Source organism: Micromonospora sp. NBC_00858, assembly GCF_045207365.1.
Classification (GTDB): Bacteria; Actinomycetota; Actinomycetes; order Mycobacteriales; family Micromonosporaceae; genus Micromonospora.
In genome coordinates, this window is sequence record NZ_CP108828.1 from 5051610 (window position 1) to 5068080 (window position 16471).

Here is a 16471-nt window from a genome sequence, read left to right on the forward strand (position 1 = left end):
CCGCACCCTCCAGGCCCGCGGGTCAGGGGCGAGGCGCGAAGCCGTAGGGAAGTTCCAGGCGGTGGCGCGCGAGCAGCGTGGGGTTGGACAGCAGGTCGAGGGTGGGGGCGTCGGCGACTATTCGGCCGGCGTCCAGGATCACTGCGCGTTCGCACAGCTCGGCCGCGTAGGGCAGATCGTGCGTCACCATCAGCAGGGTCACCGGCAGCTCCCGCAGGATCTCGGCCAGCTCACGGCGGGCCGCCGGGTCCAGGTTCGATGACGGCTCGTCCAGCACCAGGATCTCCGGGTGCATGGCGAGCACGGTGGCCACCGCCACCCGGCGGCGCTGCCCGAAGGAGAGGTGCTGCGGCGCCCGGTCCCGGTGCTCGCTCATCCCCACCGCGGCGAGCGCCTCGTCCACCCGGGCGGCGAGCTCCGCCCCGCGCAGGCCCAGGTTGGCCGGCCCGAACGCGACGTCCTCCGCCACCGTGGGCAGGAAGAGCTGGTCGTCCGGGTCCTGAAAGACGATGCCCACCCGGCGGCGCACCTCGGCGAGGGTGGCCCGGTCCGTCGTGACGGTCAGCCCGCCGACGCTCACGCTGCCCTCGGTCGGGGTGAGGATGCCGTTGAGGTGCAGCACCAGCGTGGTCTTACCGGCACCGTTGGGCCCGAGCAGCGCCACCCGGTCGCCGCGCGGCACCGTCAGGTCCACCCCGTGCAGGGCCACATGCCCGTCCGGGTACGCGTACCTAACGCCACGAACGTCCAGCGAGACAGCGGTCTGCACGGCACCGATCATGTCAGCACGACGGCGGTGGCGGCGATGGAGGCCGCCAACACCGGCACGGTCGCCGCGACCAGCCACTGACCGGCGGTCGCCGCGCCATCGCCCTGCCACACCGCGGGCATCCGCCCGGTGTAGCCCCGGGACAGCATCGCCAGGTAGACCCGCTCACCGCGTTCGAAGGCCCGCAGGAACAGCGCCCCGATCCCGGCGGCGAAGCCGCGCAACTGCCACAGGAAGCGCGGGTCGTCACCCCGCGAGATCCGCGCCACCCGCATCCGCCGCGCCTCGCCGACCAGCACGTCGAGGTAGCGCAACATGAACGTGGCGATCTGGGTGAGCACCTGCGGGCAGTGCAGCCGGTCCAGCCCCACGATCAGGTCCCGGGTGGTGGTGGTCGCGGCGAGCAGCAGCGAGGCGAGGACGCCCAGGGTGCCCTTGGCCACGATGTTCCACGCGCCGTGCAACCCGTCCTCGGACAGTCGCAGGCCCAGCACGTCGACCCGTTCACCGGCGCCGAGAAACGGCAGCGCCACGGCGAACAGCACGAACGGCACCTCGATCAGTGCCCGGCTGAGCAGCCACCGGGGCCCCACCCTGGCCAGCGCCGCCACCGCCGCCACCAGCAGGGCGTACGCGCCGAAGGCCCAGAACGCCGCGCGCGGGGTGGCCACCACGGCGATGGTGAAGACCACCATCGCCACGATCTTGACCTCGGGCGGAAGCCGGTGCACGGGAGAGTCCGACTCCCGGTACAGCACGTGCCCGTGACCGGCACCCATCCGTGTACTCCTCGCTCAGCCGGCCGCGCCGGCGCGGGACGTCGCCGCATCACCCTCGGCCGGCGCCGCGCCCTCGGCGGACGTCGCCGTGTCACCCGGGGTCGACGTGGTGCCTCGGCGGCGCAGCAGCCAGAAGCCGCCGGCGCCGATCGCGAAGGTCAGGAGCACCCCGAGCACCCCGGAGAGGCCGGTGGAGAGGAAGTCGTTGCCCACTCCCCGCACGCCGTAGTCGGCGAGCGGGCTGTCCCCCAACTCGTGGTCCCGAGTCTGCTGGGCCGGGCAGCTTCCGCCGACGATGTTGTCATCGGCGTCGACGGTGCAGCCCTTCAGCAGCGACGAGTCCAACCCGTCGGGGTGGGACGAGGCGTAGTTGCTCACGACCCCGGCCAGCAGCAGGGCGACCAGCAGCCCGCCGACCAGGAAACCCCAGGAACGGTTCTTCACCGGACACCTCCGACGACCGGGACGGCGGGCGCGGACGTCGACCGCAGCCCGCGCAAGGCGTAGACGAGATCGGGGCGCACCTTCGCGACGGTGAGCACGGTCGTCGCGGTGATCAGCCCTTCACCGATGCCGATCAGCAGGTGAACCCCGGCCATGGTTCCGGCCAGGCCGGCCAGGTTGCCGCCCAGGTCGGTGGTGCCGCCCAGCCAGTACTGCAGGACGAAGCCCTGCGACGCGACCACCACGCTGAGCATCGCGGAGACGAACGCGGTCACGGCCAGGCCGGCCCGGGTACGGGGCAGCACCCGCAGCAGCACCGCGATCAGCAGGTACGCCGCGGCGGTGCCGAGCAGCGCCATGTTGGTGATGTTGAGGCCGAGCATCGCGACGCCGCCGTCACCGAAGATCAGCGCCTGCACGACCAGCACCACGGCCACGCAGAGCGCGCCGACCCACGGGCCGACGAGCATCGCGGCGAGCGCGCCACCGAGCAGGTGGCCGCTCACCCCGGCCGTGAAGATCGGAAAGTTGAGCATCTGGACGGCGAAGATGAACGCGGCCACCAGGCCGGCCATCGGGGCAAGCCGGTCGTCCAGGTCGCGCCGGCCGCGCAGGACGCAGCCGGTGAGCGCGGCGAGGGCCAGTGCCGCGAAGACCGCTGCGACGGGACCATCGATGATCCCGTTCGAGATGTGCATCGCCAGGGTTTCCACGCGACCTCCCACGCGTCAGCGGGCCCGTACGGGCCGGCGAGGTCAGCCTATTTCCCATACCTCGTTGTTGCCAGACTCTGGCAACAACGCATGTTCTTGATCACCTTCGGAGGTACGGCGCAGGGGTCAGGATCGTCGCCGCGCTGGCGCGTCGGCAGCGGCGGCATCGGCCGGCCCGGCGGTAGGGTCGGGCCATGACCGCGCCTGACCGTCTCACTCCCGGTGACCCCGCCCCCGAGTTCACCCTCCCCACCGACACCGGTGACCAGCTCACCCTGTCCGACCTGCGAGGCCGCAAGGTGGTCCTCTACGCCTACCCGGCGGCGATGACCCCGGGCTGCACCAAGCAGGCCTGCGACTTCCGCGACTCGCTCGCCTCCCTCCAGGCCGCCGGCTACGAGGTGGTCGGCATCTCCCCCGACAAGCCGGAGAAGCTGGCGAAGTTCCGCGATCGAGACGCGATCACCTTCCCGCTGGTCTCGGACGTGGACAAGGCGGTGCTCAACGCGTACGGCGCGTACGGCGAGAAGCAGCTGTACGGCAAGACCGTGACCGGCGTGATCCGCTCGACCTTCGTCATCGACGCCGACGGCAAGATCGAGCACGCGTTCTACAACGTCAAGGCCACCGGGCACGTCGCCAAACTCCGCCGCGACCTCGGCCTGGACTGACTGTCGTACCGGGCCGTCACCATGCGTGAATGGTCCGATACAAGTACACGCCCGAGGCGCTGGCCACGGCGGCCGCCGCCGCGCGCAACATCACCGAGGTGACACCGCCGTAGCCAGACGCTCTAGAATCAGCAAGTTGGCGGGAGTGGCGTAACGGCAGCCGCGGTAGGTTTAGGTCCTATTGTCCTATTTGGACGTGGGGGTTCGAGTCCCCCCTCCCGCACGATTGAGCCACACGTGAGTGCTCGGGGCCCGCGCTGTTGATCGGAGCACACCTCGGGCCGATCGGGTGCTCGCGCGGTCAGGATGGGTGCCGTGAGCCTGCACTTCGTCCTCGATCCCGACCTGACACCGCAGCTGCGCGCCGAGATCGTCGCCCTCTGGGTGGACGTCACCAACGCTGGCGGCGCGGTCGGCTTCGTGCCCCCGGTCACCGCCACCGACGTCCATGCCACCGCCGACCCGACCTTCGCCGGGATCGCCGACGGGCCGGACCGGCTGCTGGTCGGGTACGCCGGTGACCGCATGGTGGCCGTGCTGATCTTCAGTGACAACCGGTTCCCGCTCAAGGCGCACTGGTGCGTGCTGAAGCGGGTGATGGTCCACCCGGACACCCAGGGCACCGGGTACGGCTCGGCGCTGATGCGCGAGGCCGCGCGGCTGGGCCGGAAGTTGGGCCACGAGGCACTGCACGTGACGGTGCGGGACGGGCTGGGATTGGACGGGTTCTACCGCCGCCTGGGATACCGCGAGATCGGCAGGCTGCCGGGCGCTCTGCGGCTGGCACCCGGTGACGACCGGGACGAGATCCTGATGTGGCTCGACCTGACGACGACCAACTGACCGGTCAGCCGCACCAGCGGGCCGTGGCCCCGGCCGGGCGGGTCGACGGCGTTTCGGCGGCCGGCGCGCTCGCCCTCGCGACCTCGACCGGGCGGCGGGCCGGTGTCGGCGTACCCCCTGCTCGGGTGGCGGACGGCCGCGCCGAGGCGGGCGGGCGCGGGGTGGCCGCCGCGGCGCCGGTCGCGTACATCCGGACCACGCTGGTCTGCACCTGGCCGGGTGCCATTTTGATGCCGGCGACGGTGGCGCGGTGCCCGTACACGTCGCTCACCCGGATGCTGAACGGCCCGGCGCCCGCGCCGGAGGCGATCAGCCAGTAGTTGTAGTCCTGGCGCACGGCCGTCTGCCACGGACCGCTGTCACCCTGCCGGACCTCGACGGCGCGCAGCGGGTTGCCGTGGTTGCCCACCCGGACGGCGAACCACCACTGCGACGCGCCCTCCTTGATGCGGAAGGTGAGCGGGCCGGGCAGCGCCGGGTTGACGACCGCGCGGTAGGTGACCGGGACGAGGCCCTTGACCGGGTCGGCGATCCGGGCGAACGCCTCCCGGGACAGGTCGAGATGTCCGGGCGCGCACTCCGGGCACTGATCCATGATCAGGACGCGGATTGTGCCCTTCGGGCCGGTCACGTCGAGGAATCCGCCGCAGGCGGCGCCGGCGGCGTACTCCGTGGGACCGAGCGCGACGTAGAGCCGGTTGGCCGGCGCGGCCGGGTTCGAGCAGTTGCCGCCGGCACCGTTCGAGTCGTAGAAGGTCGCCTTGCCGTTGTGCGTGGCGGTGCCGGTGGGCGGCGCGGCGGCGAGCGTGCGGCCGGCGGCACAGGCCGGGGCGGAGCCGGATCGCAGCGTCAGGGTGAGCCCGAGCGCCGCCGCGAGGATGGTGACGCCGGTGGCGACCAGCCAGGGCACCGGGCCGGACGAGGGCGCGGGCCGGTCGTCCGGAGCCCGATCCAGGTCAAGCTCGATGTCGACGCCGCCGGGAGCGCTTCCGTCCGTCACGACGGCGATGCTGCCGGACCCGTGAGGTGCCGGACAAGCCGGCTAAGCCAAAGCTAAGACAGCATCGACGGACGGTGACCGGTGCGCTCCCGGAGCAGCGCTGCCGGTCAGGGCTCGATGACGAGTGGGGCGCCGACGGCCAACGGTCCACTGTCGACCGGTACCAGATTCAGGCCGAAGAGGAGCTTCTGCTGGACGTTGCGATACCGCCCGAGTGTGCGCAGCGGTTCTTTCGTGCGTACCCCGGTCTCCTGGTCGGTGGTGGTCACCACGCAGCGGTCGCACGGCCCGGCGGCGCGGAACCGCAGGTCGCCGATGCGCATCGACCGGCCGGCCCAATCGTCCTCGGCCCAGGCCGTTGCCCCCTCGACCACCAGGTTGGGCCGGAACCGGGCCATCGGCACCGGCTCCTCCCCGGCCTCGGCCAGCCAGCCGTTGAGCGCGTCGAGGGAGGCGGCGTTCGCCAGCAGCAGCGGGTAGGCGTCGGCGAAGCTGACCTGGTCACCGGTGTCGTGCTCGCGGTCAGCGGCGGCCAGGTGGCGGGTCGGCCGGGCCAGCCAGACCAGCCGGACCGGCCGGCCGAGCAGCGCGCCGAGCCAGGCGTCGGCCGCCGGGCCGGCCGGCAGCGCGGGAACGGGGAGCTTCCGGTTGCGGAAGGTGCGCACCGCGATCGGATCACCGCCGGCCGGCTCGGGCACGTCGAGGTCTGGCTGCCCGTCGGCGCGCAGCGAGAGACCTCCCGGGCGCACGGTGGCACGCAGGCCGACCAGCCGGGTGGTCTCGCGCTGCGTGATGCCGACACCGTTGGCGTCCACCACCATCCAGCGCCGGTCACCGGCCAGCCCCCACGGCTGCACGAACGCGCCGTCGTGGTCGAGCCGGTGACAACCCTTGACGGGGTACGTGTGAATCGATGTCAGCCGCACCCGGCTACCATGCCACGCCGATGCCGTCGCCCGGGTACCAGTGGTTGGCGGGGCTCTCCCGGTAGGCGAGGAACCGCCGCCCGGTGCGCTCGGCGTGCTCGGCGAGCACGTTGGTGCTGGTGACGTTGTCGGTGAGCAGGATCGCGCCGGGGGCGAGCTTCGGCTCCACCGCGTCGAACTCGCGCTTCTCGTGGGCCCGGCTGTGGTCGCTGTCGTGCAGGAACAGGTCGACCGGGCGGTCCAGCGCCCCGATCGAGGCGATCGAATCGCCGATCACCAGGTCGACCACGTCGGACCAGGGCGGGCTGGCGGCCAGGTAGCCAGCCTCCGGGTTGATGTCCAGCGAGGTGACCCGGCCCGGATGACCCTCCTGCGCGTTACGCAGCAGGGCGGCAGCCAGGACGCAACTGCCCAACCCCTTGTCGACGCCGGTCTCCACCACGTGTGCGGGGCGGGTGGCCCGCACGATCGCGTACCAGCCGATCCGCCGGGCGTAGTGGACCTGCTTGTCCGCCAGGCCACGGCGGGAGGCAGCGGCGGTGGCCTGCTCGATGTGCTGGCGCAGCGCGTGGTCTGACTCGATCTCGTCGAGCCACCCGCGGACCTCCTTGACGGGCCGGTCGCAGACCACGCTGACGAACCAGGACAGGTGGTGGCGGCTGAGCTTGGTCAGCTCGTACGTGTAGTTGTGGTGCTCCCGAGAGGTGACCAGCCACCGGGCCGAGATGCGGAGCACCTTGGCGTCGTGGCGGGCGACCCGGGCAAGCCGCTTGGGGAAGGCAGCGACGGGTGCGAGGGGAGTGCGGGCGATGGCTCGGCGCAACTGAGTGGCGTCCACGGCAGCTTCATACCAGGTTCACGTGACCGATGGTCGAAGAAATTTTCGGTCCGGAAATAGACCCGTATGGCACGGACGGGGGGTACGGCGCTGGAGCAGCAATTAGTAGCATCGCGACCATGCAGTATCGCCAGGAGTTCGCGGAGCCCGAGACTCAGCTCATTGAGGCGCAGTCGCCACCGGAGCCGACCGAGGAGGCGCCTCCGCGGCGTCGCCGGTGGCGCAAGGTCGTACTGATCACCTTCGTGGTCCTGGCATTGCTCGGCGGTGCCGGCATGGTCGCCGGAGGGCTCTACTTCCGCTCGATCAACTCCGGGATCGAGCGAGTCGACGCCTTCGGGGAGGTGCCGGAGGCCGAGCGCCCGCAGGTGGTCGAGACCGCCAAGGGCGCCATGAACATCATGATTCTCGGCAGTGACTCGCGTGACCCGGAGAACGACTCCGGCTCCCGCACCGACACGATCATCCTGGCCCACCTCCCGAAGGACCGGTCGAGCGCGCAGCTCATCTCGATCCCCCGGGACACCTGGGTGAACGTGCCAAAGTCCCCGCAGGGGCGGGGTGGCCGGGACGCGAAGATCAACGCATCGTTCGCGTGGGGTGGCGTTCCGTTGATGGTGCAGACCGTCGAGAAGTTCACCGGCGTCCGCGTCGACCACGTGACGATGGTCGACTTCGGAGGATTCAAGGAGATCGTCGACGCGCTCGGTGGCATCAACGTGGACGTGGAGAAGGGCTTCACCACGCTGTACGCGCTCAACGGCAGCCGGACGTTCAACGCCGGCCCGCAGAAGATGGACGGGGCAGCGGCGCTCGACTACGCACGCGAACGCCACGCCTTCGCCGATGGCGACTTCGCCCGGATCCGCCACCAGCAGCAGGTGATCAAGGCGATCCTGGACAAGGCGGCGTCGGGCGGGACGCTCGCCAACCCGGCCAAGCTGAACTCCTTCGTCAAGGCGACGGCGGACGCGGTGGCGGTGGACAAGTCCCTGAACCTGCTGGACCTCGCGGCCGAGCTTCGCGAACTGCGCAGCGGCAACCTGACGTTCCTCACCTGCCCCACGAAGGGCACGGGTCAGATCGGCAGCGAGAGCGTCGTCCTCGCCGACAAGGAGAAGGCCACGCGGGTGTTCAACGCGGTGCGCAACGACAACGTGCCGGAGATTCTGTCCGCCGCAAAGTAGGACAAGGAACTGGCTTGCCGGCCATGGCGCGGCGCCCCTACCGATCGTAAAGTTCGGTCGCCCTTCTGGTCGTGGTATGTGACCGAGGGCGTTCACGGGGAGGTCCACACGTGTCAGGCCAATCGGCGACGAGCCATTCGCCCACGCCTCAGATAGGCGAAGGGCACTTCGACCTTCCGGGCGACGGGCCGCCCCGTCACTACGATGCTCCACCCGTCCCTCAAGCCCGGGAGTCGGAGGCCCAGACAGAGGCGGCCGGTCTCAGCACCACCGCCGTCCTGCCGTACGCCAGGTCCAGCACCTCGTCGCGGACCCGATGGCTGCGGGCGTGGATGATGGTCGCGCCCGTCGACGCCGTCGCGCTGATCGCTCCGCTGCTGCTGACGCAGAACTACTGGCGCGGGACCCTGGCCAACGCCGTCCTGACGGTGGCCTTCTTCGCGGTCGGCGGTCTCTACCGACCCCGCCGTCACGTGAGCATTCTGGACGAACTGCCGAGCCTCGGTGGGCGACTGCTCGCCTCCGCCGCAGTGGTGGCCATCATCGCAGCGGAGCGCCACTCCTCGGTGACGTACGTGGGCGGGTTCATGCGGGGTGTCGCGCTGTCGGCGGCGCTCGTGATCCTCGGGCGCGCGGCCAGCAGGGCGTTCACCGTCCTGTCCCGCAAGCGTCGGTGGGCGGAGCACAACGCGATCATCGTCGGCGGTGGGCCGATCGGTGTCGAACTCGCCCGGTTGCTGCGCCGCTACCCGCAGTACGGTCTGCGGTTCGTCGGCTGCGTCGACGCTCCGTCCCGCGAGGGCACCGGGGTGCTTCCGTTGAGCGGCACGCTGTCCGACCTCGACCACCTTGTGCGGTTGCTGGAGTGCGAGGTCCTGGTCATCGCCGACCCGGACTGCGACGAGTCCACGCTCATGGAGACCCTGCTACGTCCCCGCAGCTCCCACTGTGACCTCTGGGCGGTGTCGCGCCTGTGGGGTTCCCGTTCGCACAGTGGTTACCCGGACCACATCGGCGCGTTCCCGATCGTCAAGATCGGCGACATCTCGCTGACCGGTCCGCGGTGGGCCATCAAGCGGGCGTCCGACATGCTGTTCGCCGCTGTCGCACTGATCCTGCTGAGCCCCGTGCTGCTGCTCTGCACCATCGCCACGTTCATCGACGGGGGCCGGGGCATCTTCTTCTATCAGGAGCGGATCGGCCGGTACGGCAAGCCGTTCAAGGTCATCAAGTTCCGGTCGATGCGTCCGGTGAACGAGCAGGAGTCGCAGACCAACTGGTCCATCGCGCACGACCGGCGGGTCGGGCCGATCGGCCGGTTCATGCGCCGGACCTCGCTGGACGAGCTGCCCCAGCTGTGGAACATCCTGCGCGGCGACATGAGCGTGGTCGGGCCGCGGCCGGAGCGGCCCTACTTCGTGGAGAAGTTCTCCGCCGAGTACCCGAACTACGCGGCGCGCCACCGCGTACCCGTCGGGCTCACCGGTCTCGCCCAGGTCAGCGGCCTGCGCGGCGACACCCCGATCTCCGACCGGGCGCGGTTCGACAACTACTACATCGAGAACTGGTCGCTGTGGTTGGACGTCAAGGTCGTGCTCCGTACGGTCGCGGAAGTCTTCCGCGCCGGGGGCCGCTGACCACGCCTCAGGCCATTCGGTTGCCACGGACGAGATTCGGTGCCTGCGGGTAGAACCGCTCGGGCGATTGCAGGTGAAGCGGCCATCCGGTAGAAATCACCAGCGGCGTACGACTCGTCGTACTGCACGTGTCGCAAATGTGGGGGGCGAAACGGCGTGTCGCTGGTCAATGCTGCTCGGCCGTCGCCGGGCTCTGACGCGACACCACCCCCCGGCCGTCGCGCGGTGCATCTGCTCCGGCGGCTCCTCGCACCCGAACGTCTCTTCATCGGCGCCCTGGGCCTCACCGGCCTGGCGGCGGTCCTGTCGGTGGCGCTGCCCCCGGCGGAGCGTGGCGAACTCTCCGCGAACATGGTGGGCGCCACGCTGGGCGCCGCCATCGGTGGTCTGTCGCTGGACACGTTCCTGCTGTCCCGCCCGGCCGGCTGGGTCTTCTCCCGGGGCCGTCCGTGGGTCCTCGCCCTGTTGGGGGCCTCGGTCGCCCTCTCCGCTGTCGCCGCCGCGTTGCTCATCGCGGTTGCCGGCCTCGGTAGCTACGTGATCGCTGTGGGGTCCGCGGCGGGTCTGACCATCTTCAACACGGTCTCGTCGATCGCGCTGCGGCAGAAGAGCTTCATGGTCGTCTACGCGATGCGTGCGGTGAGTGGGGCGATCCTGGTCGGTGGTTACCTCGCTCTCTACGCCGCCGGGCACCTCGACGGCGGTCTGTGGAGCGTGGTCTGGCTCGCCGTCCAGTGGGTCAGCGCTCTCGCCGTGTGCGTCCTGGTGCTGGGGATGGTCCGGCGCGTCGGGCCCGCGCCGGCGCCCACGGCCCGGGCTCTGGACTACCGCTCCGACCTGCTCGCGGCCGGAAATCTGCACACCGGGATCTTCGCGCAGATGATGACATTGCGGTTCAACCAGATTCTGGTGGCCAGGTTCGTCGGGGCCGGACCGCTCGGCGTCTACACCCTCGCGGTCGCGGCGTTGGAGTTCGCGCAGGCCGGTGCCGTGGTTCGCGCTCAACGGATCCTCGCCGAGCGGGACGTCGACGCAACGTCACACCGGGCCGCACCTGTTGTCAGGGCGGCGCTTCCGGTGGCCCTGGCCGCCGTGGCCGCACTGGCCGTGTTGGGCTTCCTGCAGCCGGAGTACCGGGATGCCTGGATCGTGGGGCTCTGCCTCCTGCCGGGGACGCTGGCCGCCGCGGCCGGCAAGACCTGGAGCTCCCTGCTGTTGAAGATGCGCGGCGAGAAGGCGACGACGGTCGCAGCGGTCATCACACTGGCCGTCGCGATAACCGCCTACTTCGGGGTCATTCCCTGGGCTGGCGTGATCGGAGCGGCGCTCGCCTCATCGCTCGCCTACGGCGTACACGCCTTCATCTCTCGTACGAGCTTGCGAAAGTCGCAGCCGCGAAGTCCTGGGACGGTATGAGTTGGATGTCTCGATTGTGGTCCTCGCCTGGGAGGACTACGACCGCACGCGTGCCTGCGTACTGTCGTTGCCCCGCGAGGCGGAAATCGTCGTCGTCGACAACGGAAGCTCGGAGGACATCCGGCAGGCGCTGAGCGAGTTCTGCGCTCAGCAGGGCGTCCGCTACGTCCAGTCCGGCTCCAACCTGGGTTACGCCAGGGGGATGAACCTGGGCGTCCGACACACCACCAGGACGAACGTCATCCTGTCGAACAACGACATCATCGTGCACGAGGGCGCCGTTGAGCGCCTGCTGCAGGCACTCGACGATCCTGCGGTGGGGGCAGCTTTCCCGGGTGTCGTCACCCCGTCGGGCGTTGCCCAGACGGAGGGTGGTCGCTTCCTGAGCGTGCCTGTCGGGCTTGCCCACGCCACCGGTCTGAGCATGGTCCTGCCGAACCTGCGGATCATCGCCGAGCCGGCGAAGGCGGACTGGCTGACCGGGCCGTTCGTAGCGCTGCGGCGAAGCACCCTCGATGCGATCGGTGGCGTCGACGAGACATCCTTCTTCTACGGCGAGGACATGCGCCTGTGCTGGGCGGTGCAGCAGCGGGGCCTGCGCCTGGCATACCTGCCCGACGCGGTGATCATGCACGAGGACGACGTCACCGCCAAGCGGCGCTGGACCGAGGAAGAGATCTCCCAGCGTCGGACGCGTGAGTTCATCCGGGCCACCCGGCAGATGGCCGGCAGGCGGGGCCAGATCGCCAGCGCCGCATTTGTGGTGGGGGTGCTGCTGCGGGCGGCCGTCGGGCCGAATCCGGTGCGGCGGGCGATCGCACGGGGCGCTGTCGAAGGACTACGTGCCCGATGAAGGTGTTGTTCGTCTGCACCACGGGCGGGTCCGGCCGGCGCCAGTTCGGTGGCGCGGAGCGGATCTTGACGGAGATCATCCCCGCGCATGCGCGGACCAACGTCGACGTCATCGCCGCCACCTCCGACGACGAGGTGGGTGCCTCCCTCCGGGACTCCGGAGTTCCGTGGGTCAATCTCAGCGCGACAAGTCGGGTCGACCTGGGGTACGCCCGTTCGCTTCGGCGTCTCGTCAACGAGGTCAAGCCGGACGTGGTGTGTGCTCACCTGCTGTCCGCGGCGATGCACTCTCGGGCCGCCCTGGCCACCGAACGCCGTGGTACACCCCTGGTGGTCACCATGCACACCAGCCTGTGGCAGTTCCGCGACACGGCGCCATCGTTGAAGCGGAAGGCCAGCATCCAGTCCAACATCACGCTCGACCTCGTCATGCGTCGCCTGCGTCCGCACGCGAGCGTGGCCGTGTCACAGTTCGAGGCCGACGAGCTGCGCAACCGTGGCCATGTCGAGAACGTCCATCTGATCCCCAATCCCCTCCCGGCGGCCTGGCCCGTTTCGGCACCGCCGCGGATGCCGGACCCGTCCCGTCGGATCGTGGTGGGATATCTGGGCCGGGTGGAGCCCGAGAAGGGCGTCGACCTGATACCCGACGTCGCGTCGCTCATGGCGGACACCGATTTCAAGATCGCCGGTAGCGGGGCGCTGGCCCTGGATCCCCGACCGAACCTGGAACTCGTCGGCCGGGTCAACGCCGCCGATTTCCTACGCCAGATCGATTGCCTCGTCGTGCCGTCCCGGGTCGAGGCCTTCGGCCTGAGCGCCCTCGAGGCGATGTCCCTGGGCGTACCGGTGGTCCACTCGGGTGCGGGAGGCTTGGCCGAGGTCACCCAGCACGCAGCCGGAACGCTGGCATTCCAGAGCGACCTCACACCTGCGTCGATCGCCTCCGCCATCCGCCAGGCCGTCGGAGCGACGACCTCGGAGCAGCGACGCACCATTGCGGACTGGTACGCGAAGGAGTACGCCTTCGATCGGTGCGTGGAGCGGTGGCAGAGCCTCTACCGGTCACTCCTGACGAGGAACGCAGAATGATCTTCCAGAAGTACCTGACCATCGGGCTCTGGGTCGCCGCGGTCGCCGTCGTCGTACCGATCTTCCTGGTCAACCCGGCAGCAGGGGTGGTGGCGGCGTTCGCCGCCGTCGCGCTCATCGCGGCGCGGTCCGCCATGTGGCTCGCGGTCTGTTCCGCCGCGTGGTCGCTCGTGTTCCTCGCGGTGATCACGGTTCCGGGGCCATACGACTCCCCGGCGGGCCGCAACGCCATCCCGGTGCTCGGGGTCTTCGTTGCCTGCTTCCTCGCCGCCTGGTATGTCGGTCGACGGCTGGCCGGCCGCGGCCGGCCGAACGCCGCGGCGGAGCCACCGAAGGCTCCGCCACTGTGGTGGATTCAGCCAGCGGGCCATGACCGGCTCTCCGGCTCCTCCTTCGGCGGCGCGACCCGGTCGACCCGACCCACGTTGCAGTGGCCGTCGGACCGCCGCCTGACGGCTTTCCTGCTGGTCGTGCTGCTCATCGCGATCGTCGGAGCCGCACTGAAGTTCCGGGGTGAGTTGCCTCCGCTCTTCGCCGACAACCCGGACGTCGCCCGGGCAGAGCTGGGCCTCAGGTCGAACATCGTCGTAGGTCTGCTCGCCGAGGCGTGGACGCTCGGCATGGCGATCTCTCTCCTTCGGGTGCTGAACGGCAAGGCCGAGACCCGCTGGCGGTACCTGCTCCTGGTCCTGGTCTTCACGTTCGGGGCAGCGCTCGGAGCCAGCAAGAACTCGGTGCTGGTCGGGATCGTCCCGGCGCTTGTCGCCGCACTCTCCACGCGGCGCGAGTCGGGCGGCATGAGTGCCAAACAGCGCCAGGTCGCGGCGCTGGTCGTGGTCCTGGTCGGCCTCGGCGTGGTGGGCGGTGCGGTCTACCTCGGCGGGCAGCGCACCCTGGCCGGCACCGGCACGTTCGAGGACCAGTTTCGGGCTCAGTACGGTGGCAATCCGATCTATACGAGCGTGGGGTCCCTTGACCTTTCGCTCAGTTCGTCGGTAGAGACGTTCGGTCGGCTCTGGGAGCACCGGGAGGAGTACGACCCGGCTTGGGGTCGCTACTCGTTGACCTTCACCGGTTCTGTCGGAGAGCGGCTCCTCGGGCCGGTCGACCTTTACAAGATCACCGGCGGGCTCAGTCAGCCGTTCTACATGAACACCGCGACTTTCGTGGCGGTGCCGCTGATGGACTTCGGGCCGGTCGGCGCGGGATTGATCCTGGCCCTGACCGGGCTCATCGTCGGCTTCGCCGAACGTCGACTGAGCGACACCCACAGCCCAGCACACCATCTCGGGCGCGCCTTCCTCATCTACTACGCCACCTTCGGGGTCTACGAGTACTACCCGGTCATCCAGCCGTTCTGGCTGTCTCTGGTGCCCGGAATCGTCGTGTTCTACCTGGTGAGCAATCGTTCCAAGCTGGCGATGCCGGCCTGGCCCAAGCTGGTGATGCCGACATGGAAACGCTAACGATCGTCACGGTGCTCTACCGGTCCGCCAGCATGCTCGCCGAAACGCTGCCGACCTGGGTACGAAGTGCCGACGGTCTTCCGGTGCGATTCCTCTTCGCCGACAACTCGCCGGAGGATGGCTGCCAGAAGGTCATCGCCGACTGCCTGGACGATGACCGCTACGAGTACCTGCCCGACCCGTCGAATCCCGGTTTCGCGACGGGTTGCAACCGGGCGGTGGCGAACACGACGACGAGCCACGTCCTCCTGCTGAATCCGGATGTGTGGCTGCCCGAGGACGCGCTGGCGAAGATCTGTGCCGCCGTGGCCGAGGCTCCCGGAACGCCGATCGCGGTCGGTCTGGCGATGCACGGCGGCGAGTACGTCGGCATCGACCTGAACCCGATCTCGCTGTTCATCGATCGGCCGGCCACGGCGGCACGCGGACCGCTGGGTCCGTCGGGCGGCGCCGCCGTGTTCCCGACCGACCTGTTCCGTCGGTTCGGCGGGTTCTACGAGCACCTGTTCGCCTGGGGTGAGGACGCCGACCTGGCCTTCCGCCTCTACGCGTCTGGCGTACACACACGCCGGTCGGAGCTGGTGCTGCCGCATGCGGGCGGCCACAGCGTCGAGGGTGATCACAAACTTCAGGCGTTCCGCGCCTTCCTGCTGGCCCGCAACCGACTCCTGGTCGCGGCCCGCACCTTCACCTGGCCACTGATGCTCGTCGCGATTCCGGTGCTGGCCCTGGCGCACCTCGGGCTGGCTGTCCGCCGTGTGCGTCAGGGCCTGCTGCGGCCGTTCCTCCGTGGCGTGGGCGAGGGCCTGCGTGGAGGGCCGAGCGCCCGCCGCCAATGGCAGGGCAAGCGGTTCGGCTTTGCCACCTTGTTCAGCTACCTGACAGTTCGGAGAACGTGATGACAGGACGTCGCTGGAGTGTCGTGACGGTCACCTACAACTCGGCGGAGACGCTGCGCAAGTGCTGGCGTGGCGAGGCCAAGCCGTACGAGTGGATCGTCGTGGACAACTGTTCCTCCGACGATTCGGTCGCGGTCGCGGAGGAGTTGGGCGCGCAGGTCATCCGGCTGCCGGAGAATGTCGGCTTCTCCAGAGCCAACAACGTCGGGCTACGCCAGGCGGCGGGCGAGTACGTCCTGTTCGCCAACCCGGACCTCGAGATCAGCCCCACCGACGGGTTCGACGTGCTGCAGCGCCACCTCGACGCGCACGGCGGCCTGGCAGCGCCGCAACTGCTCGCCTCGGACGGGATTCCCCAGCCCAACGGCCGCGGCTTTCCCTACGCCACCGCCAAGCTGGGCAACCGAAAGCTCTGGCCGTTGTCCCGGTTGCACGCCTCGTACCGGTTGACGGCCGATCCTGGCACAGCGGTCTGGGTGGCCTGGGTCATGGGCGCCGCAGTCGCCGCACGGACCACGGACTTCATCGAGCTGGGCGGCTGGAACGAGCAGTTCTTCCTCTATTACGAGGACCACGAACTCGGTCTGCGCGCCTGGCGCAACGGGTTCCCGGTCGCCCTGCTCGGTGATGTCCGATGGACACACCACTGGGGCCGCGCGACGAACTCGTTCCGGTGGTCACGAGCGCACACACTGGAGCTGCGCAGCGCCCGGACGTTCTTCGGCATGTTTCCGGAGTTCCTGACCGGGCTGCCGCCGGCGCCGCGCCGGCACCGGCAGGCGGCGCGCCTGGTCGGCTCGCCGGTGCCCGCCGTGGACGACAGCACGGGCGGGCCCGTGGCCGCGCCAGGGCAGCGGGCGACGACGTAGCCGCCCGATTCCTCGCTCGGGCGCTGTGGACGGCTTCGCGCTGGGCGAGGTCGGCGAATGCCGCTGGCCG

At 69.9% G+C, this 16471-nt stretch carries 17 protein-coding genes and 1 tRNA gene; 11 read left to right on the forward strand and 7 right to left on the reverse strand.

The genetic code is table 11. The features are described from left to right. Window positions 1-22 precede the first annotated feature (22 nt). The 4 genes from OG990_RS23450 to OG990_RS23465 are packed head-to-tail and all read right to left on the reverse strand — an operon-like array spanning window position 23 to window position 2705. Window positions 23-781: an ABC transporter ATP-binding protein gene (locus OG990_RS23450; protein WP_328424181.1), complete on the reverse strand. Its 759-nt coding sequence runs from the start codon at window positions 779-781 to the stop codon at window positions 23-25. Next, window positions 778-1548 carry a cobalt ECF transporter T component CbiQ gene (cbiQ, locus tag OG990_RS23455; RefSeq protein ID WP_355614482.1) on the reverse strand — a complete coding sequence of 257 codons (771 nt, stop codon included), beginning with the start codon at window positions 1546-1548 and terminating at the stop codon, window positions 778-780. Before cbiQ ends, OG990_RS23450 begins: the two co-directional genes overlap by 4 nt. Before the next feature lie 15 nt (window positions 1549-1563). Next, the gene (locus tag OG990_RS23460; protein WP_406077159.1) at window positions 1564-1992 is read right to left on the reverse strand and encodes a PDGLE domain-containing protein; all 429 of its coding nucleotides are present in this window, start codon (window positions 1990-1992) and stop codon (window positions 1564-1566) included. Then, window positions 1989-2705, reverse strand: coding sequence for an energy-coupling factor ABC transporter permease (locus OG990_RS23465; protein WP_328424175.1), 717 nt, complete (start codon window positions 2703-2705; stop codon window positions 1989-1991). The genes OG990_RS23460 and OG990_RS23465 overlap by 4 nt, the downstream gene beginning before the upstream one ends. Window positions 2706-2899: 194 nt before the next feature. On the opposite strand from OG990_RS23465, the gene bcp reads away from it, so the two are divergent. The 3 genes from bcp (at window position 2900) to OG990_RS23480 (ending at window position 4219) form a co-directional block, all read left to right on the forward strand. Continuing rightward, entirely contained in the window at window positions 2900-3376 is a 477-nt protein-coding gene (gene bcp / locus OG990_RS23470) for a thioredoxin-dependent thiol peroxidase (protein ID WP_328424173.1), read from the forward strand. Between the two features lie 139 nt (window positions 3377-3515). After that, window positions 3516-3599, forward strand: a tRNA-Leu gene (locus tag OG990_RS23475). Between the two features lie 92 nt (window positions 3600-3691). Next, complete coding sequence (locus OG990_RS23480; RefSeq protein WP_406077160.1) at window positions 3692-4219, forward strand: GNAT family N-acetyltransferase; 528 nt, start codon at window positions 3692-3694, stop codon at window positions 4217-4219. A 4-nt stretch (window positions 4220-4223) separates the two neighbouring features. On the opposite strand, the gene OG990_RS23485 is transcribed toward OG990_RS23480, so the two are convergent. The 3 genes from OG990_RS23485 to OG990_RS23495 all read right to left on the reverse strand — a co-directional run bounded on the left by OG990_RS23485 (window position 4224) and on the right by OG990_RS23495 (window position 6983). Beyond that, complete coding sequence (locus OG990_RS23485) at window positions 4224-5219, reverse strand: expansin EXLX1 family cellulose-binding protein (RefSeq protein ID WP_406077161.1); 996 nt, start codon at window positions 5217-5219, stop codon at window positions 4224-4226. 107 nt (window positions 5220-5326) lie between these two features. Further along, on the reverse strand, window positions 5327-6145 hold the full coding sequence (locus OG990_RS23490; protein WP_406077162.1) for an MOSC domain-containing protein: 819 nt from the start codon (window positions 6143-6145) through the stop codon (window positions 5327-5329). Window positions 6146-6149: 4 nt separating this feature from the next. After that, window positions 6150-6983, reverse strand: a complete 834-nt coding sequence (locus OG990_RS23495; protein WP_386992929.1) for a class I SAM-dependent methyltransferase — start codon at window positions 6981-6983, stop codon at window positions 6150-6152. Between the two features lie 119 nt (window positions 6984-7102). Between OG990_RS23495 and OG990_RS23500 the strand changes: the two genes are divergently transcribed. The 8 genes from OG990_RS23500 to OG990_RS23535 all read left to right on the forward strand — a co-directional run bounded on the left by OG990_RS23500 (window position 7103) and on the right by OG990_RS23535 (window position 16401). Then, window positions 7103-8170: an LCP family protein gene (locus tag OG990_RS23500; RefSeq protein ID WP_386992931.1), complete on the forward strand. Its 1068-nt coding sequence runs from the start codon at window positions 7103-7105 to the stop codon at window positions 8168-8170. Between the two features lie 332 nt (window positions 8171-8502). After that, entirely contained in the window at window positions 8503-9807 is a 1305-nt protein-coding gene (locus OG990_RS23505) for a sugar transferase (protein WP_406077163.1), read from the forward strand. 225 nt (window positions 9808-10032) lie between these two features. Beyond that, the gene (locus tag OG990_RS23510; RefSeq protein WP_406077164.1) at window positions 10033-11223 is read left to right on the forward strand and encodes a hypothetical protein; all 1191 of its coding nucleotides are present in this window, start codon (window positions 10033-10035) and stop codon (window positions 11221-11223) included. Window position 11224: 1 nt separating this feature from the next. Beyond that, window positions 11225-12076 (forward strand): glycosyltransferase, encoded by an 852-nt coding sequence (locus OG990_RS23515; protein ID WP_406077165.1) that lies wholly within the window; start codon window positions 11225-11227, stop codon window positions 12074-12076. Then, on the forward strand, window positions 12073-13167 hold the full coding sequence (locus OG990_RS23520; RefSeq protein WP_406077166.1) for a glycosyltransferase family 4 protein: 1095 nt from the start codon (window positions 12073-12075) through the stop codon (window positions 13165-13167). Before OG990_RS23515 ends, OG990_RS23520 begins: the two co-directional genes overlap by 4 nt. Further along, on the forward strand, window positions 13164-14633 hold the full coding sequence (locus OG990_RS23525; protein WP_406077167.1) for a hypothetical protein: 1470 nt from the start codon (window positions 13164-13166) through the stop codon (window positions 14631-14633). Before OG990_RS23520 ends, OG990_RS23525 begins: the two co-directional genes overlap by 4 nt. Continuing rightward, window positions 14621-15532, forward strand: a complete 912-nt coding sequence (locus OG990_RS23530) for a glycosyltransferase family 2 protein (RefSeq protein WP_406077168.1) — start codon at window positions 14621-14623, stop codon at window positions 15530-15532. Before OG990_RS23525 ends, OG990_RS23530 begins: the two co-directional genes overlap by 13 nt. Further along, complete coding sequence (locus OG990_RS23535; protein ID WP_386992946.1) at window positions 15532-16401, forward strand: glycosyltransferase family 2 protein; 870 nt, start codon at window positions 15532-15534, stop codon at window positions 16399-16401. Before OG990_RS23530 ends, OG990_RS23535 begins: the two co-directional genes overlap by 1 nt. Window positions 16402-16471: the final 70 nt, after the last annotated feature.